26 protein-coding genes are annotated in these 24,753 nt (G+C 61.0%); 10 read left to right on the forward strand and 16 right to left on the reverse strand.

Going from position 1 to position 24,753, the window contains the following annotated elements; all coding sequences use genetic code 11:
- Positions 1–16 precede the first annotated feature (16 nt).
- Positions 17–1,819 (reverse strand): extracellular solute-binding protein, encoded by a 1,803-nt coding sequence (locus NXC14_RS10930; RefSeq protein WP_085778158.1) that lies wholly within the window; start codon positions 1,817–1,819, stop codon positions 17–19.
- 288 nt (positions 1,820–2,107) lie between these two features.
- Here NXC14_RS10930 and NXC14_RS10935 point away from each other — a divergent pair, with 288 nt between their 5' ends.
- Complete coding sequence (locus NXC14_RS10935) at positions 2,108–2,773, forward strand: invasion associated locus B family protein (RefSeq protein ID WP_064691599.1); 666 nt, start codon at positions 2,108–2,110, stop codon at positions 2,771–2,773.
- A gap of 322 nt (positions 2,774–3,095) precedes the next feature.
- Here the strand turns inward: NXC14_RS10935 and hspQ are convergent, their stop codons facing one another.
- The 3 genes from hspQ to NXC14_RS10950 all read right to left on the reverse strand — a co-directional run bounded on the left by hspQ (position 3,096) and on the right by NXC14_RS10950 (position 5,411).
- Complete coding sequence (hspQ, locus tag NXC14_RS10940) at positions 3,096–3,425, reverse strand: heat shock protein HspQ (RefSeq protein ID WP_085778159.1); 330 nt, start codon at positions 3,423–3,425, stop codon at positions 3,096–3,098.
- Between the two features lie 159 nt (positions 3,426–3,584).
- The gene (glnA, locus tag NXC14_RS10945; RefSeq protein ID WP_085778160.1) at positions 3,585–4,994 is read right to left on the reverse strand and encodes a type I glutamate--ammonia ligase; all 1,410 of its coding nucleotides are present in this window, start codon (positions 4,992–4,994) and stop codon (positions 3,585–3,587) included.
- Positions 4,995–5,072: 78 nt separating this feature from the next.
- Positions 5,073–5,411 carry a P-II family nitrogen regulator gene (locus tag NXC14_RS10950; protein ID WP_015339877.1) on the reverse strand — a complete coding sequence of 113 codons (339 nt, stop codon included), beginning with the start codon at positions 5,409–5,411 and terminating at the stop codon, positions 5,073–5,075.
- A gap of 344 nt (positions 5,412–5,755) precedes the next feature.
- Between NXC14_RS10950 and NXC14_RS10955 the strand changes: the two genes are divergently transcribed.
- The gene (locus tag NXC14_RS10955) at positions 5,756–7,228 is read left to right on the forward strand and encodes an NAD(P)H-hydrate dehydratase (protein WP_085778161.1); all 1,473 of its coding nucleotides are present in this window, start codon (positions 5,756–5,758) and stop codon (positions 7,226–7,228) included.
- 21 nt (positions 7,229–7,249) lie between these two features.
- Here NXC14_RS10955 and NXC14_RS10960 read toward each other — a convergent pair whose 3' ends face one another.
- From NXC14_RS10960 to uvrA, 3 genes are read right to left on the reverse strand one after another with little or no spacing between them, the layout of a single operon-like run.
- On the reverse strand, positions 7,250–8,056 hold the full coding sequence (locus tag NXC14_RS10960; RefSeq protein WP_085778162.1) for a DUF72 domain-containing protein: 807 nt from the start codon (positions 8,054–8,056) through the stop codon (positions 7,250–7,252).
- A 24-nt stretch (positions 8,057–8,080) separates the two neighbouring features.
- On the reverse strand, positions 8,081–8,542 hold the full coding sequence (locus NXC14_RS10965; RefSeq protein ID WP_085778163.1) for a GNAT family N-acetyltransferase: 462 nt from the start codon (positions 8,540–8,542) through the stop codon (positions 8,081–8,083).
- Positions 8,539–11,460, reverse strand: coding sequence for an excinuclease ABC subunit UvrA (uvrA, locus tag NXC14_RS10970; protein ID WP_085778164.1), 2,922 nt, complete (start codon positions 11,458–11,460; stop codon positions 8,539–8,541). The genes NXC14_RS10965 and uvrA overlap by 4 nt, the downstream gene beginning before the upstream one ends.
- Positions 11,461–11,742: 282 nt before the next feature.
- Between uvrA and NXC14_RS10975 the strand changes: the two genes are divergently transcribed.
- A complete protein-coding gene (locus NXC14_RS10975) occupies positions 11,743–12,249 on the forward strand; it encodes a single-stranded DNA-binding protein (protein ID WP_085778165.1) in 507 nt (168 codons plus the stop codon).
- A 125-nt stretch (positions 12,250–12,374) separates the two neighbouring features.
- Here NXC14_RS10975 and NXC14_RS10980 read toward each other — a convergent pair whose 3' ends face one another.
- Positions 12,375–13,022, reverse strand: coding sequence for a MarC family protein (locus NXC14_RS10980; RefSeq protein ID WP_085778166.1), 648 nt, complete (start codon positions 13,020–13,022; stop codon positions 12,375–12,377).
- 237 nt (positions 13,023–13,259) lie between these two features.
- Here NXC14_RS10980 and gyrA point away from each other — a divergent pair, with 237 nt between their 5' ends.
- Positions 13,260–16,067 (forward strand): DNA gyrase subunit A, encoded by a 2,808-nt coding sequence (gyrA, locus tag NXC14_RS10985; protein WP_085778167.1) that lies wholly within the window; start codon positions 13,260–13,262, stop codon positions 16,065–16,067.
- A gap of 181 nt (positions 16,068–16,248) precedes the next feature.
- Here gyrA and NXC14_RS33860 read toward each other — a convergent pair whose 3' ends face one another.
- The 3 genes from NXC14_RS33860 to NXC14_RS10990 form a co-directional block, all read right to left on the reverse strand.
- Positions 16,249–16,383: a hypothetical protein gene (locus tag NXC14_RS33860; RefSeq protein ID WP_010056528.1), complete on the reverse strand. Its 135-nt coding sequence runs from the start codon at positions 16,381–16,383 to the stop codon at positions 16,249–16,251.
- Positions 16,384–16,419: 36 nt separating this feature from the next.
- The gene (locus NXC14_RS32965) at positions 16,420–16,575 is read right to left on the reverse strand and encodes a hypothetical protein (RefSeq protein ID WP_198175521.1); all 156 of its coding nucleotides are present in this window, start codon (positions 16,573–16,575) and stop codon (positions 16,420–16,422) included.
- Between the two features lie 143 nt (positions 16,576–16,718).
- Entirely contained in the window at positions 16,719–17,018 is a 300-nt protein-coding gene (locus tag NXC14_RS10990; RefSeq protein WP_085778168.1) for a hypothetical protein, read from the reverse strand.
- Positions 17,019–17,108: 90 nt separating this feature from the next.
- Between NXC14_RS10990 and coaD the strand changes: the two genes are divergently transcribed.
- The 5 genes from coaD to tgt all read left to right on the forward strand — a co-directional run bounded on the left by coaD (position 17,109) and on the right by tgt (position 21,044).
- Positions 17,109–17,603: a pantetheine-phosphate adenylyltransferase gene (gene coaD, locus NXC14_RS10995; protein ID WP_085778169.1), complete on the forward strand. Its 495-nt coding sequence runs from the start codon at positions 17,109–17,111 to the stop codon at positions 17,601–17,603.
- 43 nt (positions 17,604–17,646) lie between these two features.
- Entirely contained in the window at positions 17,647–18,219 is a 573-nt protein-coding gene (locus NXC14_RS11000) for a peptidylprolyl isomerase (RefSeq protein ID WP_020921292.1), read from the forward strand.
- 29 nt (positions 18,220–18,248) lie between these two features.
- A complete protein-coding gene (locus NXC14_RS11005; protein WP_085778170.1) occupies positions 18,249–18,758 on the forward strand; it encodes a peptidylprolyl isomerase in 510 nt (169 codons plus the stop codon).
- A gap of 72 nt (positions 18,759–18,830) precedes the next feature.
- Positions 18,831–19,913 carry a tRNA preQ1(34) S-adenosylmethionine ribosyltransferase-isomerase QueA gene (gene queA / locus NXC14_RS11010; protein ID WP_085778171.1) on the forward strand — a complete coding sequence of 361 codons (1,083 nt, stop codon included), beginning with the start codon at positions 18,831–18,833 and terminating at the stop codon, positions 19,911–19,913.
- Positions 19,914–21,044: a tRNA guanosine(34) transglycosylase Tgt gene (gene tgt, locus NXC14_RS11015; protein ID WP_085778172.1), complete on the forward strand. Its 1,131-nt coding sequence runs from the start codon at positions 19,914–19,916 to the stop codon at positions 21,042–21,044.
- A 19-nt stretch (positions 21,045–21,063) separates the two neighbouring features.
- Here the strand turns inward: tgt and NXC14_RS11020 are convergent, their stop codons facing one another.
- The 5 genes from NXC14_RS11020 to NXC14_RS11040 form a co-directional block, all read right to left on the reverse strand.
- Positions 21,064–21,492, reverse strand: coding sequence for a DUF4864 domain-containing protein (locus NXC14_RS11020; protein ID WP_085778173.1), 429 nt, complete (start codon positions 21,490–21,492; stop codon positions 21,064–21,066).
- An 82-nt stretch (positions 21,493–21,574) separates the two neighbouring features.
- Positions 21,575–22,840, reverse strand: a complete 1,266-nt coding sequence (fabF, locus tag NXC14_RS11025; RefSeq protein WP_085778174.1) for a beta-ketoacyl-ACP synthase II — start codon at positions 22,838–22,840, stop codon at positions 21,575–21,577.
- Between the two features lie 13 nt (positions 22,841–22,853).
- Positions 22,854–23,360: a helix-turn-helix domain-containing protein gene (locus NXC14_RS11030; protein ID WP_085778175.1), complete on the reverse strand. Its 507-nt coding sequence runs from the start codon at positions 23,358–23,360 to the stop codon at positions 22,854–22,856.
- Between the two features lie 41 nt (positions 23,361–23,401).
- Entirely contained in the window at positions 23,402–23,695 is a 294-nt protein-coding gene (locus NXC14_RS11035) for a hypothetical protein (protein WP_085778176.1), read from the reverse strand.
- 82 nt (positions 23,696–23,777) lie between these two features.
- Positions 23,778–23,966 carry a hypothetical protein gene (locus tag NXC14_RS11040; protein WP_085778177.1) on the reverse strand — a complete coding sequence of 63 codons (189 nt, stop codon included), beginning with the start codon at positions 23,964–23,966 and terminating at the stop codon, positions 23,778–23,780.
- A gap of 208 nt (positions 23,967–24,174) precedes the next feature.
- Here NXC14_RS11040 and NXC14_RS11045 point away from each other — a divergent pair, with 208 nt between their 5' ends.
- The gene (locus NXC14_RS11045; protein ID WP_085778178.1) at positions 24,175–24,570 is read left to right on the forward strand and encodes a hypothetical protein; all 396 of its coding nucleotides are present in this window, start codon (positions 24,175–24,177) and stop codon (positions 24,568–24,570) included.
- The last annotated feature ends 183 nt before the right edge of the window (positions 24,571–24,753 follow it).

Genomic DNA, 24,753 nt, shown 5'->3' on the forward strand with positions numbered 1-24,753 from the left:
AGTGTTTCGGCCGCTTCTATTGGGCGCTTGTATCCCACCAGACCGGCAGCTGATAGCCGTAAAGCGGTACCGCGTCGGGATGGCCGATGCGCTTGCTGCGGGCAACCCACTGCTGGTCCATATGGTACAGCGGCAGCACGTAGTGGCTGGATAGCAGCAGCCGGTCGTAAGAGCGCACGGCGGCAGTGAAATCCTCGTTCGAGCGTGCTCGCAATACGTGATCGATCAGCGTGTCGAGATCGGGATCATTGGCGCCGGCAAAGCTATCCTTGCCCTCTTGAGTGCGCGCTGCCGAAGACCAGCGGCCGAGTTGCTCGGTTCCAGGCGACAGCGACGAAGTATAGGACTTGATGATCATGTCGTAATCGAAGCTGTTCGTCCGGCTCTGATACTGCGAATCATCGACTGTGCGAATCGAAGCCGCAATGCCGATCGTCTGCAGCGAACGCTGATAGGCGACGGCAAGCTTCTCCTGGTCGGCATTCTGCGTCATGATCTCGAACGCGAGTTGGTGGCCGGAGGTGTCGACCATCTTGCCGCCCTGGATCGTATAGCCGCCCTGTTTCAACAATCCGACCGCCTGCTTCAGCACGTTGCGGTCACGGCCGGAGCCGTCGGTAACCGGCAGTTTATAGGTCCCGTTCAGAATCTCCGGCGCGATCTTGTCCTTGATCGGTCCCAGCAGAGCCAGCTCAGCTGAATTGGCGGGAACGCCGAAGCTCGAAAGCTCGGAATTCTGCCAGAAACTCTGGGTGCGCTTGTAGGCGCCGGAATAGAGGTTCTTGTTCGCCCATTCGAAATCGAACACCAGCGACAGGCCTTCGCGCACCTTTGGATCGGCAAAGATCGGCCGGCGCGTGTTGAACACGAAACCGAGCATGCCGCTTGGCAGTTTCGGCGTGAACACGTCCTTGATGACGGCCCCAGAGATGGCCGCCGGGAAATTGTAAGCATTAGCCCAATGGCCGGGATTGCCGTCGGGATAGAGGTCGACGTCCCCCTTCTTAAAGGCTTCGAACAGCGTCGTGTCCTGCAGGAAATACTGAACGGTGATCTGATCGTAATTGTCAGTGCCGACCTTGGCCGGAATATCTTTGCCCCAGTAGTTGGGATCGCGCTCATAGGTGATGCTCTCGCCGGGTTTCACCGTCTTCACCTTATATGGACCGGAACCGACCGGCGGCGTCAGCGACGTACGGTCGAAGCTTTCCGGATCGATCGCATGTTTCGGCAATACCGGGAAAAGGCCGAAAATCAGCGGCGTCTCGCGGTCAGCTTTCTCATTGAAAGTGAAGCGCACGCTGTGTTCGCCAACCTTCTCCATCTTGGCGACGACTTTTAAGCGTTCTGAATAGGGCACGCGTCCCTTGTCACGCATCAGCTCTAAGGAGAACATGACGTCCTCCGGCGTCACCGGCTGACCATCGGACCATTTCGCCTTCGGATTGAGGTTGAACTGGATGAAGCTTCTGTCGTCGTCCCATTCGACCGTTTCGGCAAGCAGGCCGTAAAGCGTGAATGGTTCATCCCGGGAGCGCTGCATCAGCGATTCGTAGACGAGGTTTCCATATTCCGGATCCCACATCCCGCGCGCTGTCGTGCGCATGCTCTTCAGGATGAACGGGTTGAGGTTGTCGAAAGTGCCGACGACGCCATAGGTGATCTTGCCGCCTTTTTTCACGTCGGGATTGACGTAGGGAAAGTGCTTATAGTCAGCCGGCAAGGCCGGCCCGCCATGCATTGCTATGCCGTGCAGCGGCTCAGCGGCGACGGTGCCGCACAGCAACGAGAGGACGAGAGGGATGGCGATCCGGAGCATTCGGCGATCCTTGAATTCCGCGAAAAACGGGCATGATTCATGTCGGAGATTAGCATGGGGTCGACCAATTCCAACACGCAGGGGCCATTTCTTTCCGCGGCATATGAAATTGCGTCGCAAATCGCCAAAGAAATGCTGGATATCTTGAACGCTGCGATGTAACAGGTGAACCCGAAGTTTTGGGGTCATGCATTTGCCTTATTTTTCCATGAGGTGGAGTGCCGAACGACCCGATGGTTGGGGCGGCACGTCGCTGCTCTGAACGGATATCAGGAGACGGAATTCGTTATGATGTTCAAGTCTGAAAAGAAAATGCGGGCAGCACTGTCCGTTCTGGCAGTGATGTTCGGCGCCGCTTCGGCTCCGGTCTCCTCCTTCGCACAGGATGCGGCGGCACAGGCTCCGGCCGATGCTCCGGCACAGGCCGCTGGCGCACCGAAGCTTGGCTGGTACAAGACCTGCAGCAAGCAGGAAGACAACGACATCTGTGTTGTCCAGAACCTGATCCTCGCCAATGGCGGCCAGCTCGTCACGGCTGTCGGCCTGATTTCGGTCACTGGCAAGATCAACCGCAAGCTCCTGCAGGTCTCGGTTCCCACGGCACGCCTCATTCCTCCGGGCATCAGCATGCAAATCGATGGCGGCAAGGGCCAGAAGCTCGACTACGCCGTCTGCCTGCCGGACAAGTGCACTGCCGAAATTCCGCTGACCGACGCGATGATCGCCAGCCTCAAGAAGGGCAGCGATGTGATCTTCACCTCGATCAACTTCCGCCGCGCGCCGAACCCGATCAAGATTTCGCTGGAAGGCTTCACCGGCGCTTATGACGGCGAACCGGTTTCCGAATCGAAGCTCGCCGAAAGCCAGCGCAGCCTGCAGGAAGGCATGCAGAAGAAGGCTGAAGAAGCCCGCAAAAAGCTGGAAGACGCCCAGAAGGCTGCCAAGGCTCAGTAATCTAGCCGACAGGCTTGAACAAAAACCCGGCTTCGTGCCGGGTTTTTTTGTTGGTAATCTCTGCGCTCTACGCGGAAAGCCTCACCCTAACCCTCTCCCGCAAGACGGGGAGAGGGAACGTGCCATGCGAGAGTTTGCGAGGGGGGCGAGGTGCGGCATATTCCCTCCTCACCGCGAGCGGGGGTCCGCTGGACGGGTCGAGACGAGTGGCTCGACCCAGATCGGTGTCTGCAGGCGGATAAGGGGCATCCCCCACCATAGGCCAAAAGAAAGGCCTCGCCGGGAGATGCGAGGCCTTGTTGATGTCGTCGGTCATCCGCTCCTAGTGGGCGAAGCTCATCTTGGGTTTGAACTGCCCCGACGGGGCCTGATCGAAAATCTGATAGATCTGAGGGTTGCGAAGCGGCGTGCCGCTTTCGTCATTCACCAGGTTCTGCTCGGAGACATAAGCGACATATTCGCTTTCGTCATTTTCGGCGAGCAGGTGGTAGAACGGCTGGTCCTTGCTCGGCCGCACCTCGGCCGGAATGGAATTCCACCATTCCTCCGTGTTCGCGAATTCCGGATCAACGTCGAAGATCACGCCGCGAAACGGAAATACCTTGTGCCGGACCACTTCGCCGATATTGAACTTTGCTAGTTTTTCTTTCATGGTACGACTTCCTTTCATCACCAAATTTGGTGATTGGTGCGGTGCAAATCAAGATTTTTGCACCAGCGCGTCACATGAACGTCATATCCTCCTTCTGGCGTTCATGACCCGGGGAGGTGAAAGCCCCGGCGAACCGGGACTTTCCGTCATTGCGGCCGATCAGGCCGAATAATACATGTCGTACTCGACCGGATGCGGCGTCATTTCGAAGCGCATCACCTCTGCCATCTTAAGTTCGATGAAGGCATCGATCTGGTCGTCGTCGAAGACGCCGCCTGCTGTCAGGAACTTGCGGTCCTTGTCGAGGCTTTCGAGCGCTTCGCGCAGGCTGCCGCAGACGGTCGGGATCTTTTTCAGCTCCTTCGGCGGCAGATCGTAGAGATCCTTGTCCATGGCCTTGCCCGGATGGATCTTGTTCTTGATGCCGTCGAGGCCGGCCATCAGCATGGCGGCAAAGGCGAGATAGGGGTTGGCGGTCGGATCCGGAAAGCGGACTTCGACGCGCTTGGCCTTCGGGTTGGAGCCGAACGGAATGCGGCAGGAAGCCGAGCGGTTGCGGGCCGAATAGGCGAGCAGAACTGGGGCTTCATAACCAGGGACGAGACGCTTGTAGGAGTTCGTCGACGGATTGGTGAAGGCGTTGATCGCCTTGGCGTGTTTGATAATGCCGCCGATGTAGAACAGGCAGGTCTCCGAGAGGCCGGCATACTCGTCGCCGGCAAAAGTCGGCTTGCCGCCCTTCCAGATCGACTGGTGCACGTGCATGCCCGAGCCGTTGTCGCCGAAGATCGGCTTCGGCATGAACGTCGCCGTCTTGCCGTAGGCGTTGGCCACCTGGTGCACGACATATTTGTAAATCTGCATCTTGTCGGCGTTGCGCACCAGCGTATCGAACTTGATGCCGAGTTCGTGCTGGGCGGCGGCGACTTCATGGTGATGCTTTTCGACCACCACGCCCATCTCGGAGAGCACCGTCAGCATTTCCGAACGCATGTCCTGGGCGCTGTCAACAGGCGGAACCGGGAAATAGCCGCCCTTGACGCGCGGGCGGTGACCGAGGTTGCCGGTTTCATAGTCGGTGTCATCGTTCGACGGCAGTTCCGTCGAATCGAGCTTGAAGCCGGTATTGTAGGGATCGGCCTTGTACTTGACATCGTCGAAGACGAAGAATTCGGCTTCCGGGCCGACAAACACCGTGTCGCCGATGCCGGATGCCTTGAGATAGGCTTCGGCCTTCTTGGCGGTGCCGCGCGGATCGCGATTATAGGCTTCGCCGGAAACCGGATCGAGAATATCGCAGACGATAACCATGGTCGACTGAGCGAAGAACGGGTCCATATGCACCGTTTCAGTGTCGGGCATCAGCACCATGTCGGATTCGTTGATGGCCTTCCAGCCGCCGATCGAAGAGCCGTCGAACATCACGCCGTCAGCGAACATGTCCTCGTCGACGCTGGCAACGTCCATCGTGACGTGCTGCAGCTTGCCCTTCGGGTCGGTGAAGCGCAGATCGACGAACTTGACGTCGTTTTCTTGGATCTGCTTCAGAATTTCGCTTGCGGTCGCCATTAAATACCTTCCTCCAATTTGTGATAACAATAGGTGGGCGCGGTGACGCTATCGGACTTTGCGCGCTTGGCAAAGTGGTCAGATGGCATCGATGCCGGTCTCGCCGGTACGGATGCGGATAACCTCTTCGACGTTGGAGACGAAGATCTTGCCGTCGCCGATGCGGCCGGTCTGAGCCGCCTTGCGGATGGCCTCGATGACCGCCTCCGCGTTCTCGTCCGCCAGCACCACCTCGACTTTCACCTTCGGCAGGAAGTCGACGACGTATTCGGCGCCGCGGTAGAGTTCCGTGTGGCCCTTCTGACGACCGAAGCCCTTGGCTTCCGTGACTGTAATACCCTGCAGGCCGACTTCCTGAAGGGCTTCCTTCACTTCGTCCAGCTTGAAGGGCTTAATGATCGCTTCGATCTTTTTCATGAGAAAATGTCTCTCCGCTTCTCCTGTTATGGCAGGGATGTTCCCGCTCGCGGACATGATGCAGATATCGTGCCAGTTTGAAATCCGTCTTATTGAAAAAAGACGTCGATTTTGTCGAAACCGGCGCGTCTGTGGGTGATTTAATGTCGATTTGGTGACAAGAGAGGTGGAAAAAACATCGCCGTTGAAGAAAAATGGGCCGAAAACCGAAAAAGTCAGCTTTTCCGTCGACTGGAAAAGCAGGGTGCGAGTCGATTAAAATATAAGCAAATGCACAAATTTAGCCCCATTGCGTGTCTCTTCAGGCGGTTGTTTTTTGTGCGTTTTTTGAATTGAATAGGCTCATGAGCAAACATCTCTCAGAGCTTCTGGTCACGCCTGCCGAAATGAGCGCCATCGATGCGGCCGCGGCTGCTTCGGGAATCGATTCCTTCGGCCTGATGGAAAGGGCGGGGGCCGCCGCCGCGGCTGCCGCGCTCAGGCTTCATCCTGGGGCGATGCGTTTCGTCGTGCTCTGCGGCCCCGGTAACAACGGGGGCGACGCCTATGTCGCGGCAAGGCGTCTGCTGGAGAGCGGAGCGACCGTGGCGCTTTTTCATCTCGGCGATCCCGCAAGGCTGAAAGGCGATGCCGCCCGCGCTCGGGCCGGCTGCCCATTGCAGGGACAGGAACTCGGCCTTTACCGGCCGGAAGCCGGCGACGTCGTCATCGACGGTCTGTTCGGAGCAGGGCTCGGGCGCGCGGTGCCGGCCGATGTGGCCGCCTTGACCGAGCATGTCGCCGAGGCCGGTATTGCAGTGCTCGCCATCGATCTGCCCTCCGGCGTCGATGGCCGCACCGGCAAGGTGCTGGGTGCTGCCTTCCAGGCTCGCAACACCATTACCTTCATGACCCGCAAGCCCGGCCATCTCCTGATGCCGGGCCGGGAGCTTTGCGGCGAGTTGGAGGTCTTCGGCATCGGCATTCCCGCCCGGATCATCCGGGCTGAGGCGGGCGGCGCCATCGCCGAGAACACACCTGATGCTTGGAAGGCCGTGCTGCCGGCCGCGCGGCTCGAAACCCATAAATACAAGCGCGGTCATCTCGTCGTTTTTTCAGGCGAGGCCGACAAGACCGGGGCTGCCCGTATGTCGGCGGTCTCCGGCCTGAAGGCCGGCGCCGGTCTGGTAACGATCGCCGCACCCGGCGCAGCGATGGCCGCCAATGCCGCGCATCTCACGGCGGTCATGCTGCATGCAGTCGATGACGAGGCAGACCTTGCGGAGTGGCTGTCCGACAAGCGGCTGCAGACTTTCGTCCTCGGTCCTGGCTTCGGCATCGGGGCAAGGGCACGCGATTTCGTCGCTGCGCTTGCCGATCGCCGGCTCGTGCTCGACGCCGACGGCATCTCGTCGTTCAAGGACGATCCGCAACAGCTTTTCGCCCTGTTTCGCGGGGAGCCGCGTCTGGTGCTGACGCCGCACGAGGGCGAATTTTCGCGGCTCTTTCCCGATATCGGCGAAGACGACGCACTGGGGAAGGTGGACAAGGCGGTTGCCGCTGCCCGCCGCGCCAATGCCGCGATCGTCTATAAGGGCGCCGACACAGTCATCGCCTCGCCGGACGGGCGCGCGCTCATCAATACCAATGCGCCTGTCTGGCTTGCCACCGCAGGTTCCGGCGATGTCCTTGCCGGCATCATCGGCGGACTGCTCGCCCAGGGCCTGCCGACTTTCGAGGCTGCGGCCGCCGGCGTGTGGCTGCACGGAGAGGCTGGCCAGCGCGCCGGCAAGGGGCTGACGGCGGAAGAGCTCGCGGCCGAGGTGTTGCCACTTTAGCCCGGACTAAGTCTCAACCGCCTATTTCGCCAGCAACTGCTGCAGGGCGATCGCCCCGTGCGGCGCATTGACCTTGCCCTCGTGGATCATGAAGGCGAAGACGTCGCGCGGCGCGGCCTTGACCTGGCGCTTCCCGTCGATCAGCGGCAGATCGTCCGGGACCTTGCCCTCGGCCCAGGTCTCGAGCCGCTTGGCCCAGGCCTTCAAATCCTTATCGGGATAGCAGGTCGGGATATCATCCGATCCCTTCTGCAGCCTGGCATAGACGAAATCGGCCGTCACATCGGCGATCATCGGATACTCGAGATGTTCGGCACAAACCGGCGCCACGCCATATCTAGCAAGCAGAGCAACGAATTCCGGCACCTTGAAGGAATCGTGCCGCACCTCGACGACGTGGCGGAGCGCCAACCCATCCTGCTTTGCCGGCAGCAGCTTCAGGAAGGCCTCGAAATCTTCCGGATCGAACCTTTTCGTCGGGGCGAATTGCCAGAGCAGCGGCCCGAGATGATCGCCGAGCTCGCTGATTCCGGAGGTGAGGAAGCGCTCCATCGATTCACCGGCTTCCGCAAGCACCCGCCGATTGGTGACGAAACGCGTCGCCTTGAGCGAAAAGATGAATCCCTCGGGCACATCGGCCGCCCATTTGGCAAAAACCGCCGGCTTCTGCGTGCTGTAATAGGTGCCGTTGACCTCGATGACCTTCAACTGGCGGCTGGCATAATGCAGCTCGTCCTTCTGTTTCAGGTCGGCGGGAAAGAAATGCCCGCGCCAGGGCTCGAAGGTCCAGCCGCCGATGCCGGTGCGGATAGTGCCGGATTTCGTCATGTCGTCCTCCCGGTTCGCAGCCGTTCAGGCTGCATCGATCTCTTTCGCCATATCGACGAGCGTCCATCCTGGCCGATAACGGCTCGGCCGCCGACCCGTTTCCTGAAATCCGAAGGCGCGATAAAGCGCGATATTTCGCTCCATCCGCGCATTGGTGTAGAGGCGTATCTCCGGAATGTCCCATTGCCGCGCCTTGCCCTCCAGCCAGCGCAACATCGAGAGCCCATGTCCGGCGCCCTGAAAGGTCGGCGAGACCGCGATGCTGAACAGCATAAGGTAATCGGAATGCTGCTCTGCGACCACGAGGCCGACCGTTTCGCCGCCGATCTCGCGCAGCCAGACCTCGCCGCGGTCGACCCGCGGCGCGTAATCCTCCGTCACGGGGATCGGTGGAGCGCCGAAGAGCTCGGTATAGGGACGATAGGCGGCTGCCGTCAGCGTCGCGATCGTTTCCAGATCATTAGGCGACGCCAGCCTCATCGTCATTCCGCCGCAACCGCTTTCTTCGCAGGCCGCCGCTCCAGCAACTCTTTCAGGAAATGGCCGGTATAGGAGCGCTGTTCCCTGACAATTGCCTCGGGCGTGCCGACAGCCACGATTTCACCGCCGCCATCACCGCCCTCGGGGCCGAAATCGAGCACCCAGTCGGCCGTCTTGATGACTTCGAGATTGTGCTCGATCACCACCACCGAATTGCCCTGGTTGACGAGCTCGTGCAGCATTTCGAGCAGCTTGGCGACGTCATGGAAATGCAGGCCCGTCGTCGGTTCATCGAGAATATAGAGCGTGCGTCCGGTCGAACGTTTCGACAGCTCCTTGGCGAGCTTGACGCGCTGTGCTTCGCCGCCCGAGAGCGTATTGGCCTGCTGGCCGACCTTGATGTAACCGAGGCCGACATCCTTCAGCGATTGCAGTTTGTCGCGCACGGCGGGGACTGCCGCAAAGAAATCGACGCCTTCTTCCACCGTCATGTCGAGCACGTCGGCGATCGACTTCTGCTTGAAGGTGACGTCGAGCGTCTCTCTGTTATAGCGCTTGCCATGGCAGACGTCGCAGGTGACGTAGACATCGGGCAGGAAGTGCATCTCGATCTTGATGACGCCGTCGCCTTGGCAGGCCTCGCAGCGCCCGCCCTTGACGTTGAAGGAGAAGCGGCCTGGCTGGTAGCCGCGCGCCTTGGCTTCCGGCAGACCGGCGAACCAGTCGCGAATCGGCGTGAAGGCGCCGGTATAGGTCGCGGGGTTCGAGCGCGGCGTGCGGCCGATCGGCGACTGGTCGATGTCGATCACCTTGTCGATATGCTCGAAACCGTCGATGCGGTCGTGATCAGCCGGAATTTCGCGCGCGCCCATGACGCGGCGCGCCGCCGATTTATAGAGCGTCTCGATCAGGAAGGTGGACTTGCCGCCGCCGGAGACTCCGGTCACAGCCGTGAAGACGCCAAGCGGAATGGATGCCGTGACATTCTTCAGATTGTTACCGCGCGCGCCGATCACCTTGATTTCGCGGCCCTTCTTCGGCTTGCGGCGTTCCTCGGGAACGGGAACTCCCAGTTCGCCGGAGAGATATTTGCCGGTCAGCGACTTCGGATTGTCCATGATATCCTGCGGCGTGCCATGGGCGATGACCTGGCCGCCATGTATGCCGGCGGCCGGACCGATGTCGACCACGTCGTCGGCCGTGAGGATCGCATCCTCGTCATGCTCGACGACGATGACGGTGTTGCCGATATCGCGCAGGTGCTTCAGCGTATCCAGCAGCCGGGCGTTGTCGCGCTGATGCAGTCCGATGGATGGTTCATCAAGTACGTAGAGCACGCCCGTCAGGCCCGAGCCGATCTGCGAGGCGAGGCGAATGCGCTGGCTCTCGCCGCCCGACAGCGTGCCGGAATTGCGTGACAGGCTTAGATATTCCAGGCCTACATCGTTCAAAAAGCGCAGGCGGTCGCGGATTTCCTTGAGGATCCGGACGGCAATCTCGTTCTGCTTGGCATTGAATGTCGCCGGCAGCGCCTCGAACCAGTCGCGCGCGATGCGGATCGACATTTCGGTCACTTCGCCGATATGCAGCTTATTGATCTTCACCGCCAGCGCTTCCGGCTTCAGCCGATAGCCATTGCAGGCCGGGCAGGGGGCGGCCGACATGAAGCGCTCGATATCCTCGCGCGCCCAGGCGGAATCGGTTTCCTTCCAGCGCCGCTCGAGATTGGTGATGATGCCCTCGAAATTTTTGTGCGTCGTATAGGAGCGGGCGCCGTCGGCGTAGTGGAACTCGATCTTGTCGTCGGTGCCGTTGAGGATGACGTCCTTGGCCTCGTCGGACAGGTCGTTCCAGCGGGTGCCGAGCTTGAAGCCGTAATGTTTGCCGAGCGCTTCCAGCGTCTGATTGTAGTAAGGCGAAGTCGATTTGGCCCAGGGCGCGATCGCCCCGTCGCGCAGCGTCCGCTCCGGTTCGGGTACGATCAGGTCGGGGTCGATCTTCTGCTGGGCGCCGAGGCCGTCGCAGGTCGGGCAGGCGCCGAAGGGGTTGTTGAAGGAGAAGAGCCTGGGTTCGATTTCCGGGATGGTGAAGCCCGAGACCGGGCAGGCGAATTTTTCCGAAAACAGCACGCGCTCATGCGTCTCGTTCAGCGACTTGTTGGCCGAACCGCCGGCCGAGGTCTCCTCCGGCGGCAGCGGCTTGTCGGCGAATTCGGCGATCGCCAGCCCGTCGGCGAGTTTCAGGCAGGTTTCAAGGCTGTCGGCGAGACGTGCCGACACATCCGGGCGCACGACGATACGATCGACCACCACGTCGATGTCGTGCTTGTATTTCTTGTCGAGAACAGGCGCCTCGGCGATCTCGTAAAACTGGCCGTCAACCTTGACGCGCTGGAAGCCCTTCTTCATCAGCTCCGCCAGTTCCTTCTTGTATTCGCCCTTGCGGCCGCGCACGAGCGGCGCGAGAATGTAAAGACGCGTGCCCTCGCCGAAAGCCACGATGCGGTCGACCATCTGGCTGACGGTCTGGCTCTCGATCGGCAGGCCGGTCGCCGGCGAATAGGGAACGCCAACGCGGGCAAAGAGCAGGCGCATGTAGTCGTAGATCTCGGTGACGGTGCCGACCGTCGAGCGCGGGTTGCGCGAGGTGGTCTTCTGCTCGATCGAAATGGCAGGCGACAGCCCGTCGATCTGGTCGACATCGGGCTTCTGCATCATTTCGAGGAATTGCCGGGCATAGGCCGACAGACTCTCGACATAGCGCCGCTGGCCCTCGGCATAGATCGTGTCGAAGGCGAGCGAGGATTTGCCCGAGCCTGAAAGACCGGTCATGACGATCAGCTTGTTGCGCGGCAGATCGAGATCGATACTCTTCAGATTGTGCTCGCGCGCGCCGCGGATGGAGATCGTCTTCAGTTCGCTCATCGTCTCTGCTTTGGTTTTCTGGATAACAGCCCTTATTTAGTGATGCCGGCGGGCGAGTCGAGGCTGAATATCCTGGATGACTCAAGGTTTTCGATTCTGTTGACAGGATCATACGGATAAACTAGAACAAATAAAGAACAAAATTCCTGATGAATGCATGCGGCTTTCTGATGGGATAAACTGTGGATTAAACACCGTTCGCGCGCATCTGCGGTTCGCTATGGTTTAAGGTGCGCTGATCGATTAACGCCGCCGGGCAGGGCGGCAGGCAGGGTGAGAAGCATGGCTGGTAGCGTGAACAAGGTAATTCTGGTTGGAAACGTGGGTGCAGACCCCGAAATCCGCCGCACTCAGGATGGCCGGCCGATCGCCAACCTCCGTATCGCCACCTCGGAAACCTGGCGCGACCGCAATTCGGGCGAGCGCCGCGAAAAGACCGAATGGCACACTGTGGTCGTCTTCAACGAAGGCCTCTGCAAAGTCGTCGAGCAATATGTGAAGAAAGGCGCCAAGCTCTATGTCGAGGGCCAGCTGCAGACCCGCAAGTGGCAGGACCAGCAGGGCCAGGACCGCTACTCGACTGAGGTCGTGCTGCAGGGCTTCAACTCGACGCTGACGATGCTCGACGGCCGCGGCGATGGCGGCGGCGCGAGCTCCGGCTTTGGCGGCCGCGGCAGCAGCAACAATGATTATGGCGACGACTACGGCGCCCCGTCATCCTCCTCGCCGAGCCGCGGCGGTGGTGGCGGCAATTTCTCGCGCGATCTCGACGACGACATCCCGTTTTGATCGGCCGCCTGTTCTAGCTTTGTGAGAGCATCCGAGAGCATGATGTCCGGGCCGGCGTCATGCTCTTTTTCTTTGATGTCACGGCAGTTGATCTCGTCGGGTCACCCCGAACATGTGCTGCCATTTCAATGCGGAGTCGCGCTGATGAGATTGAGCGCGGCTTTCGCGCCGTCGACGACGAACTGCACCGCAAGGGCTGCGAGGATGACGCCGAGCAGGCGGGTGAGGATCGCCCGACCGGTGACGCCGAGAAAGCGGTCGAGCCTTTCAGCAATCAGCAGCATGAGGAAGGTCAGCAGCAGAATGGCGGCGATGACGCCGATCAGTTGGGCTTTTTCGACCGAAGTCGCCAGTGTGCCGGAAAGCAGAATGGTCGCCGAGATCGCACCGGGGCCGGCGATCAGCGGCAGGGCGAGGGGAAAGACGGCGATATTCTCGATATGATCCCTGGTGATCGCCACCTCGGTCGTCTTCTCCTTGCGGTCCTGCCGCTTCTCGAACACCATCTCGAAGGCGATCCAGAAGAGCAGGAGCCCGCCGGCGAGGCGGAAGGCGCCGATTGAGATCCCGAGCACGCCGAGCACGCCTGCGCCAAACAGGGCGAAGACGGCAAGGATGATAAAGGCAATGGTCGAGCCGCGCAGCGCCACCTGCCGGCGCTCGGCGCGGCTCATGCCGATTGTCAGCCCCAGGAAGAGCGGTGCGAGCCCCGGCGGGTCGATGGTGACGATGAGCGTGGTAAAGGCGTTGATCAACTGGTCGGCGCTTGCCATCGTCTCTCCGGAAGCCCATATGGGTGCGTGGTTTTCTGCGATTGTGAAGCGGGGATTTCGATTTGGCAAATATGCTGCGGCGGCCCGCGGCCGATTTGTCCGGTCCGGCCGCACAAGTCCGGCGCTTTACCCTTTTTCGGCCGCAAAAGCCTGTTCAAAACGCGCTCAGAAAATGGCGCGGGAACAGGCTTTCCGCTATAAATCTTCAAGTGATTCTAGAAGAGATCGTGATCTGTTTTGACTGAGCAAACACCCCCCGGCGGCGGGAAGCTCCCGCCAGGCATCGAGCCCATCTCCATCATGGAGGAAATGCAGCGGTCGTATCTCGATTACGCCATGAGCGTCATCGTCAGCCGCGCGTTGCCCGACGTGCGCGACGGCCTGAAGCCCGTGCACCGGCGCATCCTCTACGGCATGTCCGAGCTCGGCATCGACTGGAACAAGAAATACGTCAAATGCGCCCGCGTTACGGGCGACGTGATGGGTAAATACCATCCGCACGGCAACGCCGCTATTTACGACGCGCTTGCCCGCATGGCGCAGCCCTGGTCGCTGCGCCTGCCGCTGATCGACGGTCAGGGCAATTTCGGCTCGGTCGACGGCGATCCGCCGGCGGCCGAACGATACACCGAGTGCCGCCTGGAGAAGGCTGCCCATTCGCTGCTCGACGATCTCGACAAGGAAACCGTCGACTTCCGCGACAACTATGACGGCACGCTCTCCGAGCCGGTCGTCGTTCCCGCCAAGTTCCCGAACCTGCTCGTCAACGGCGCCGGCGGCATCGCGGTGGGCATGGCGACCAACATCCCGCCGCACAACCTCTCCGAAGTCATCGACGGCTGCATTGCGCTGATCAACGATCCGGCGATCGAGCTGCCGGAACTGATGCAGATCATTCCCGGCCCCGACTTCCCGACGGGCGCCAAGATCCTCGGCCGCGCCGGCATCCGCTCGGCTTACGAGACCGGACGCGGTTCCGTCATCATGCGCGGCGTTGCCACCATCGAGCCGATGCGCGGCGACCGCGAGCAGATCATCATCACCGAAATTCCATACCAGGTGAACAAGGCGACGATGATCGAGAAGATGGCCGAGCTCGTGCGCGAAAAGCGCATCGAGGGCATCTCCGATCTGCGCGACGAATCCGATCGCCAGGGCTATCGCGTGGTCATCGAATTGAAACGCGACGCCAATGCCGAGGTCATCCTTAACCAGCTCTACCGCTACACACCTTTGCAGACCTCCTTCGGCTGCAACATGGTGGCGCTGAACGGCGGCAAGCCGGAGCAGCTGACGCTGCTCGACATGCTGCGCGCCTTCGTCTCTTTCCGCGAAGAAGTCGTTAGCCGGAGAACCAAGTTCCTGCTGCGCAAGGCGCGCGAGCGCGCCCACGTCTTGGTTGGTCTCGCGATCGCCGTCGCCAATATCGACGAAGTCATCCGTGTCATCCGCCAGGCGCCTGATCCGCAGTCGGCCCGCGAAGAGCTGATGACGCGCCGCTGGCCGGCCGAAGATGTCGAAAGCCTGATCCGTCTGATCGACGATCCACGCCACCGCATCAACGACGACCTGACCTACAACCTCTCCGAAGAGCAGGCGCGCGCTATCCTCGAACTGCGCCTTGCCCGACTGACGGCACTCGGCCGCGACGAAATCGGAGATGAACTCAACAAAATAGGTGAGGAGATCCGGGATTATCTCGATATTCTTTCCTCGCGTGTCCGCATCCAGACCATCGTCAAGGACGAACTATCAGCCGTCCGCGACGAGTTCGGCACGCCGCGCCGCACCGAGATCGTCGATGGCGGCCTCGAAATGGACGACGAGGATCTGATCGCCCGCGAAGACATGGTCGTCACCGTCTCGCATCTCGGCTACATCAAGCGCGTGCCGCTGACCACCTACCGGGCCCAGCGCCGCGGCGGCAAGGGCCGCTCCGGCATGACCACCCGCGACGAGGATTTCGTTAGCCGGCTGTTCGTCGTCAATACCCATACGCCGGTTCTGTTCTTCTCGTCGCGCGGCATTGTCTACAAGGAGAAGGTCTGGCGCCTGCCGATCGGCACGCCGACCTCGCGCGGCAAGGCGCTGATCAACATGCTGCCGCTCGAACCCGGCGAACGCATCACCACCATCCTGCCCTTGCCCGAGGATGAGGCGAGCTGGGACAATCTCGACGTCATGTTCTCGACGACGCGCGGTACGGTTCGCCGTAACAAGCTTTCGGACTTCGTCCAGGTAAACCGCAACGGCAAGATCGCCATGAAGCTCGAGGAAGAGGGCGACGAAATCCTCTCCGTCGAGACTTGCACTGATCGGGATGACGTTCTTCTGACCACGGCGCTTGGCCAGTGCATCCGCTTCTCCGTCGACGACGTTCGTGTCTTTGCCGGCCGCAACTCGATCGGCGTGCGCGGCATCAATCTCGGCGACGGCGACCGCATCATCTCGATGACGATCGTCGGCCATGTTGATGCCGAGCCATGGGAACGTGCCGCCTACCTCAAGCGCTCCGCCGCCGAACGCCGTGCGATAGGCGTTGATGAAGAGGACATCGCTCTCGTTGGCGAAGAAGTCACAGAAGAGGGGCAACTTTCCGACGAGCGCTACGAAGAACTGAAGGCGCGCGAGCAATTCGTGCTCACCGTCTCCGAAAAGGGCTACGGCAAGCGTTCTTCCTCCTACGACTTCCGCATCTCCGGCCGCGGCGGCAAGGGCATCCGCGCCACCGATACGTCGAAAACCGGAGAGATCGGCGAGCTGGTGGCGGCCTTCCCGGTTGATGACGGCGATCAGATTATGCTGGTCTCCGACGGCGGCCAGCTGATCCGAGTGCCGGTCGGCGGCATCCGCATCGCCAGCCGCGCCACAAAGGGCGTCACCATCTTCTCGACGGCCAAGGACGAGAAGGTCGTCTCGGTCGAGCGCATCAGCGAGCCGGAGGATGATGAGACGGAAGGCGCGGTCGACGCGGCCGAAGGTACCGCACGCGCCGATGAAACACCTGTCGCCGATGGCGATCCGGGCGGTGCTGCCGAGGAATGATCGAATGAACTGGGCGGCTTCAAGCCGCCCTTTTCTGTTAGAGCGTTGCTTCCAAGCTGAAGCACTCTGTTGGCTCAGGCCGGCTCATTGCCCAAGAAAAAAGCCGGACGCTGGTTGCATCCGGCTTTGAAAAGCCCAGGCGGCGAAAGGGCGCCGCTCATGGGAGGGGAAGAGAGGAATGTCAGAACGCGCTATGCTTTTCGTTCAGCGCCTTCACCTCTTCGCCTTCGCGCCGCAGCGCTGATATCGTCGAGGCCACAGACACGATGAACATGACGCTGATGAGGGCGGTTAGCACTGTCAAGATCGTGAACATAGGCATTCCTTTCCTGGGGAGTTGCGTACTCGCTCCTCAGTACTGGCCCAGTACGGCCGTGCGGGCCGAGGCATAGGGGCCATAAATTTTGGAGGTATCGACCTTCTGATCATAAAGAGCGACAGTTGCGGTGAGCATGCCCGTGACCATAACCATCCAGAGCACGTTAATCATCGTAATTTTGCCGGGCATTATTAGTCCTTCCTGCCGCGCTTTGACGCATTTCTGTGTCGGTTGAGTGAACGCATCCGTTTAAGAATGGTTCCGTCGGATGTTGAGGGGGTGTTTAGCAATGGCGGTCTGAAGCCTCCTTGAATGTCTCGTTCATCTGGCGTTCAGATTCGAAGACCGTTTCTCCTGGCGCAGCCGGCCTTTATTCCGCGCAGCCGGCCTTGAGCACGCACGATCGCCGCATGTTCGGCAAGCTCCGGCCGCACCCAGTTCACCTCGTGGCGATCGGCGAAATAGCCATAGGCCAGCTCGGCGGCGAGGGAGAAAGTGACGGCAAACGCAACGAGCACGATCAGCATGGATCCAGGTCTTTCGGGAGCGCCGGCTGCCGGAATGGCATTGGCTGCATTGATGATCCGAGTTAAGCAGATCCCGTCTGAAACGGCCTTGAATGGCATGTTCATCCGCTGTTCAGCCGTGCGGCGCGGCCCGGTAAATCACTTGCGACAAGTCTGCATCCGTGACAAAAGGCGTCAAACGAATGGCCGGGCCAGATGACGACAGCTTTTTATCCTGGGTCCTTCGACCCGATCACCAACGGACATGTGGATGTTCTGGTCCAGGCGCTGAACGTCGCCGAAAAAGTCATCGTCGCGATCGGCATCCATCCCGGCAAGGCGCCGCTCTTTTCGTTCGAAGAGAGAGCCGAGCTGATCCGCCTGTCGCTGGCCGAAGTCTTGCCCGGTAAGACCGGCAACATCACTGTCGTCGCCTTCGACAATCTGGTCGTCGATGCCGCCCGTGCTCATGCCGCCACGCTTCTGATCCGCGGCCTCCGCGATGGCACGGACCTTGATTATGAAATGCAGATGGCCGGCATGAACCGAACGATGGCGCCCGATATCCAGACCATCTTTTTGCCGGCCGGCACGGCGTCACGGCCTATTACCGCCACATTGGTCCGCCAGATCGCCGCCATGGGCGGCGATGTCGGCGCTTTCGTCCCGGCCGCCGTCCAGCAAGCCCTCACATCCAAGCGCCCAAACTAGCAGGCGCAAAAGCCTAGGCGGATAACGCCGCAACGGAGCTCACATGAAACTCTTCTATCTCGCATTTGCCGGCGTGCTGTATCTCGCCTCCTTCGCGGGGGATGCGTTGGCCCAGTCGGCCGATCATTATCTCACCATTCAGCTGAAGAACGGCCCGGTGGTGATCCAACTGATGCCGGATGTAGCGCCGAAACATGTCGCCCAGATCGAGGCGCTTGCCAAGAAGGGCGAATATGACAACGTCGCCTTCCACCGCGTCATCGACGGCTTCATGGCCCAGACCGGCGACGTCAAATACGGCAACATGGAAAAGGGCTTCGATGCCAGCCTCGCCGGCACCGGCTCCTCCGACTTGCCCGATATCCCGGCTGAATTCTCCAAGACACCGTTCGTGCGCGGCACCGTCGGCATGGCCCGCTCGCAGGATCCGAATTCCGCCAATTCGCAGTTCTTCATCATGTTTGCCGACGGTTCCTTCCTCAACGGCCAGTACACCGTCGTCGGCAAGGTCGTGTCCGGCATGGAGAACGTAGACAAAATCAAGCGCGGCGAAGGCCAGAATGGCGAAGTCAAAAATCCCGACCGGATGATCAAGGTCACCCTGGGCAAGAAGTAGGTTACGAGAGAAAGAAAGAGGAGAAGACAATGGCCGAGATCAAGGATCCCGAAAACACCGTTATCCTGGAAACAACCAAGGGCAAAGTAGTCATTCAGCTGCTGCCGCAGGTCGCCCCTGAGCACGTGGTCCGCATCAAGGAACTCGCCCGCGAGAAGGCCTATGACGGCGTCGTTTTCCACCGCGTCATCCAGGATTTCATGGCTCAGACGGGCGACGTCGAATATGGCAAGAAGGGTTCGGAAACCTTCAATCCCGGCCGCGCCGGAATGGGCGGCTCCGCCAAGCCGGACCTGAAGGCGGAGTTCTCGGCGACGCCGCATGTGCGCGGCACCTGCTCGATGGCGCGTTCGCAGAACCCGAACTCGGCCAATTCGCAGTTCTTCATCTGCTTCACCGACGCTCCGTGGCTGAACAAGCAGTATTCCGTCTGGGGCCAGGTGATCGAAGGCATGGACAATGTCGACAAGATCAAGCGCGGCGAGCCGGTCTCCGATCCGGACTCGATCGTCTCTATGCGGGTTGCCGCCGACGTCTGATTGTGATTTCTGCTGAAACCCGCCCTTGCGCGAGAGCGCGGGGCGGGTTTCGCTTTGCCTGAAAGTACACTTATGCGCGTTGATCTTTTCGATTTCGATCTGCCCGAGGAGCGCATCGCCCTGCGGCCCGCCGAGCCGCGCGACAGCGCACGCCTGCTCGTCGTGGACGCAAAAGCGGCAAGCGCACTGTCGGACCATCGCGTTTCGGATCTGCCGTCATTTCTGCGCGCCGGCGACGCGCTCGTCTTCAACGACACGAAGGTCATCCCCGCCCAGCTCGAGGGCATCCGCCATCGCGACGGCGCCGGCGGTCAGCAGGTCTCGGCAACGCTGCACATGCGCGTCGGTCCCAGCCGTTGGAAGGCATTCGCCAAACCGGGCAAGCGCATCAAGGAAGGCGATCGCATCGCCTTCGGCCACAGCGGCGAAAGCTGCATGATCGGCTCGCTCGATGCGACGGTGGAGGAAAAAGGCGAAGCGGGCGAAGTGACGCTCGCCTTCGATCTTTCCGGTCCGGTGCTCGACGAGGCGATCGCCGCCGTCGGCCATATTCCGCTGCCGCCCTATATCGCCGCCAAGCGCCCCGAGGACGAGCGCGACCGGGCCGATTACCAGACGATCTATGCCCGCGAGGAAGGCGCCGTTGCAGCCCCAACCGCCGGCCTGCATTTCACGCCTGGGCTGTTCGAGGCCCTGGACAGGGCCGGCATCGAACGCCATTTCGTCACGCTGCATGTCGGCGCCGGCACTTTCCTGCCTGTTAAGGCTGATGATACCGACGATCACAAAATGCATCTCGAAAGCGGCTATGTCAGCGCCGACGTCGCCGCGCGCTTGAATGCTGTGCGGGAAAGAGGCGGGCGCATCGTCTGTGTCGGCACGACCTCGTTGCGGCTGATCGAGAGCGCCGCCGGGGAAAGCGGAGAGATCAAGCCCTGGGCCGGCGCCACCGGGATCTTCATCACGCCCGGCTACCGCTTCAAGACGGTCGACATGCTGATGACCAATTTCCACCTGCCGCGCTCAACGCTGTTCATGCTGGTCTCGGCCTTCGCAGGCTTCGAAACCATGCATGCGGCCTATGAACACGCGATTTCCACGGGCTACCGCTTCTACTCCTACGGCGACGCGAGCCTTCTTTTCCGGAAAGACTAGATGACAGAGAACTTCCAATTCACGCTCGAGAAGACCGATGCCGGTGCCCGTCTCGGTGAGATTTCCATGCCGCGCGGCGCGATCCGCACGCCGGCCTTCATGCCGGTCGGTACAGTCGGCACCGTCAAGGCCATGTATCTCGATCAGGTGCGGGAGACCGGCGCGGACATCATCCTCGGCAATACCTATCACTTGATGCTGCGACCCACAGCGGAGCGCGTCGCCCGCCTCGGCGGCCTGCACAAGCTGATCCGCTGGGAACATCCCATCCTGACGGATTCAGGCGGGTTCCAGGTCATGTCGCTCTCCGGCCTGCGCAAGCTCGACGAGCAGGGTGTCACGTTCAAATCGCATGTCGACGGCAGCCTGCATCATATGTCGCCGGAGCGCTCGATCGAGATCCAAGGGCTGCTCGGCTCCGACATCCAGATGCAGCTCGACGAATGCGTGGCGCTGCCGGCCGAACCGAAGGAGATCGAGCGCGCCATGGAAATGTCGCTGCGCTGGGCCGAGCGCTGCAAGGTGGCCTTCGGCGAGCAGCCGGGCAAGGCGATGTTCGGCATCGTTCAGGGCGGCGATATCCCGGCCCTGCGCATCCGTTCGGCCGAGGAACTCACCAAGCTCGGCCTCAAGGGCTATGCCGTCGGCGGTCTTGCGGTCGGCGAGCCGCAGGACGTGATGCTGAACATGCTGAAAGAGACGCTTCCGGTCCTGCCCGTGGAAAAGCCGCGTTACTTGATGGGCGTCGGCACGCCTGACGATATCCTCAAATCCGTCGCCCGTGGCATCGATATGTTCGACTGCGTCATGCCGACCCGCTCCGGCCGCCATGGCCTGGCCTTCACCCGCCGCGGCAAGGTCAATATCCGCAATGCCCGCCATGCCGAGGATATGCGTCCGCTCGACGAACAATCGAATTGCCCGGCTTCGCGCGATTATTCGCGCGCCTATCTCCACCATCTCGTCCGCGCCAACGAAGCCCTCGGCGGCATGCTGCTCTCCTGGCACAATCTCGCTTATTATCAGGAACTGATGCAGGGCATCCGCAAGGCGATCGCCGAAGGCCGCTTCGCCGATTTCATGGCGGAAACGATGGAGGAATGGGCGAGAGGTGATCTCGATCCCGTTTGATCGGCCGAACGCAGTTTGATCAAATTCCCTTGCTGTCCGCATCCGGCATGATCTGAACGCCGTTGATCCGGTAGCTGCCGTCTGGCTGGCGCGTGACCTGATAGATCGCCGTCCAGTCCTTGCCATCGCGTCCTGAGATCAGAACTTCGTGGTAGATCAGCGCGCCATTATCGATCGAGCGGCTGCGGCCGAAGGCGTAATTGCCGGGGTGATAGACCGGTTCGTAGCTCTTCTTCACCATGGCGAAGAACAGGTTCTTGTCGGGATACATCGCCTTGATGCCGGGGGCGGCGAAGGAATAGGCGGTTTCGGCATCGTCCTTGAGGAAGGCTTTGATCTGTTCCTCGATCATCGTTCGCGTGGTGTCGATCGGATCTTCGGCATGGGCCGAGAGAGGAGAGAGGGCGGACGCGGCACACAGAATGAGAACTGCGAGAAAGGCGCGCATGGATTGATCTCCGGCTCCATCGGGGAGCGAGCCCCCGATAGAGCGGAAGTGTAAGCGAATTTCAGCACAAGGAAAACGGACTTTACGACCAGCGCCGGAAGAGGGCGCTGGCATTGACGCCGCCGAAGCCGAAGCCGTTGGTGATGGCATAGTCCGTGGCAAGCGGCCGCGCCGTCTTGCCGACGATGTCGATGCCGTCGGCGGCCGGATCGGCTTCGTTGAGGTTGCGGGTCGGCGGCGCGATCTGGTCGCGCAGCGCAAGAATGGTGAAGATTGCTTCCAACCCGCCCGCAGCGCCGAGCAGATGGCCTGTCGCCGACTTCGTCGCGCTGACGGCAATGGCGCCATTGCGGCCGAAGATCGTGCCGATCGCAGCGATCTCGCCTCTGTCACCGACCGGTGTCGACGTCGCGTGCGCGTTGAGGTGCCTGACCTCCGAGGCCGGAATCTTCGCCTGCCTGAGTGCCGCCACCATCGCCCGGCGCGCGCCGTCGCCATCTTCGGGACCTGCGGTCATGTGGTAGGCATCCGCCGCCGTGCCGTAGCCGACGAGTTCCGCAAGTGGTGTCGCCCCGCGGGCCAGCGCGTGGGCGAGCGTTTCAATGACCAGGATGCCGGCGCCTTCGCCCATGACGAAACCGTCGCGTGCCGTGTCGAAGGGCCGCGAAGCCAATTCCGGCGTCTCGTTGAAGCCGGTGGACAGCGCACGCGCGGCGGCAAAGCCGCCGAGGCTAACCTTGTCGATGCAGGCCTCGGCACCGCCGCAGATCGCCACATCGGCTTCGCCGGAGCGGATCAGCCGCGCCGCATCACCGATCGCCTGAACGCTGGCGGCACAGGCCGTCACCGGCGCGCCGAGCGGCCCCTTGAAACCATAGCGGATGCTGACTTGGCCGGCGGCGAGGTTGACGAGGAAGGAGGGCACGGTGAAGGGCGATAGCCGCCGCACGCCCCGCGTCTCGCCGATCCGCACCGCTTCGGCGATTGCAGGAAAGCCGCCGACGCCCGAAGCGATGATCGTTGCGGTGCGTTCACGGCAACCTTCGTCGGTCGGCGTCCAGCCGGCCTGCTTCACAGCTTCCTCCGTCGCTGCCATCGCGAACTGGATGAAGCGATCCATCTTCTTCTGGTCTTTCGGCGTGATCGAGCGGTCGGGATCGAAGCCGGCCTGCGCGTCCTCGGCCATGCCAGGAACGACACCGCCTACCTTGGCCGAGAGCTCGCCGACAACATCGTCCGGGAGCACCCTGAGACCGGAGGTGCCGTCGACGAGACGTTTCCAGGCAGGTTCGACGCCGGTGCCGAGTGGCGAGACAAGTCCCATGCCGGTGACAACGATGCGATCCATGCTATTTTCCTCTCTATGCGTCGATACCGAGATACCAGGCGCGCATGCGGGCGATCCGCGCACGCACCTCGTCATCGGCGGCTGGTCCAGGGAGCAGGCTGGTGTTTTCGGGCGTTACTTCTTCGCCGGTCCGTGCGTCCACAAGCACCGTCTCGCGCGCTTTGCCGGAAGCGGCGTCGCTGAGCAGAAAGGCGAGATCCTCTTCGGGAATGTGCCGGCTTCCCCAGGAAAACAGCGCCATCAACACCGGAAAGAAATCGCGGCCCTTCTTGGTCAGCACATATTCGTAGCGGGCAGGGCGCTGCTGGTAGAGCCGTCGTTCGAACAGGCCCTGGTCCGTCAGATGTTTTAGACGCCGCGTCAGGATGTTCGGGGCCACACCGAGGCTTTTCTGAAACTCGTCGAAGCGCGACAGCCCCTGGAAGGCGTCGCGCAGAATCAGGATGCTCCACCAGTCGCCGACGCTGTCGAGCGCGCGCGCCGCCGGGCATTTGAATTGGCCGAAACTTGTCCGCTGCATGGCAGATGTCACTACAGGAGTGACTATCATCATGCAAGCTACTATCTGGCGCTGCTTTCGAAAAAGCGGGCGAGCAGGATGCCGGTGAGGAGCATGCCGGCCGCGGCAAAGATCGTATCGCCCGGAGTGCCGATGTAGAGCGGCCCGATATTGGCAAAGAGCAGGAAGGCGATGAGGAAGTTGGCCCAGCCCCATATGACATTCACCGTCGGCGAACTTGGATTGGCGAATGGGGTGCGGAAGGGCCGGCCGCTGACGCCATTGACGAAATGCGGGATGCCGTTGGCCAGAAATGCCGCGGCGATGAAATGGGTGATGTAGGCAATCCAGGGCAAAGGCTTCTCCTGATCTGCACGAGTGGCGTCAAAGGAGAATGTGGCCGGGATCATCCGGCCGGCAAGAGGAGGTTATGGCTGCTTAGACGAAGCCGAGCGGCAGTTTTTCCAGTTTTCTGTCGGCGCCGTAATCGCGTTCATGCGGCGAGCGACGGCGGTCGTCGCGGAGCGATGAAAGGTCGATGCGGTTTTCGGCGAAGATCCCGTCGGGATAGGTGCCGGTATCATGGCAATCGGCGTCGATCTTTGGCGCAAGGATTTTCAGTATCATCGAGGTTCCTCCACGGCGCAGCAACAACACTCGGAAAGGCCGCATGGTTCCAATGATAAGCCCCGAATTATTAATAAATTAACCATAAATACAGGCGAATTATCAGCGGATCTCACCCTCGGCGCGCCACGCATCGCGTTGAAGTGGCGTTGTCGTGGAACTCCTGATGCTGATCGCCGTTGGTTTGGCATGAACAGAGGAGGTTCCCATGCAGTTGATCGATACGCGCGTGACACAGTCCGGCAACTTCTTCACGGTGGAATTTCTGGGCGAGGGAGGAGAGTCGATTGCCGTCAAAATCGACAATTCTCATGGCGAACTCGACAGTTCGACGGCACTCGACCACGCCAAGGTAATGATGGTTCAGCTGACGGCCTTTCCCGGCCGCAGCCCGGACGGCAGCATCAACCGGTATGATGCCTTGAGCAACGGCAACTTCGACGAAGGCAGCAAGGGTCTCATCGGCCAGCCGAGCGCGCGTTCCACCCACGACAGCGAAACGCTGGAAGAGGAGCTGAACGAAGGTCTCGAAGACACCTTCCCCGCAAGCGACCCCGTTTCGGCGACGGTATCGTCCATCCCCGCAAACTCACCGCGGCACTGATCCCCACCCAATCAGCAGATGGGCCGGCTCCCAGTTCGGGAGGCGGCCTGCGGCTGTGTGACAGATTGATGTCAAAACTGAAAAACAGCTGAAAACGCAGATGTCTGATTGACATGGGAGCCCTCTAGAGAGGCCCCGAGAAGGGAGCGTCCGGGAGACGCTTCCGAGGTTCTCGGAGACGCG

Source organism: Rhizobium sp. NXC14 (assembly GCF_002117485.1).
Lineage (GTDB): Bacteria > Pseudomonadota > Alphaproteobacteria > Rhizobiales > Rhizobiaceae > Rhizobium.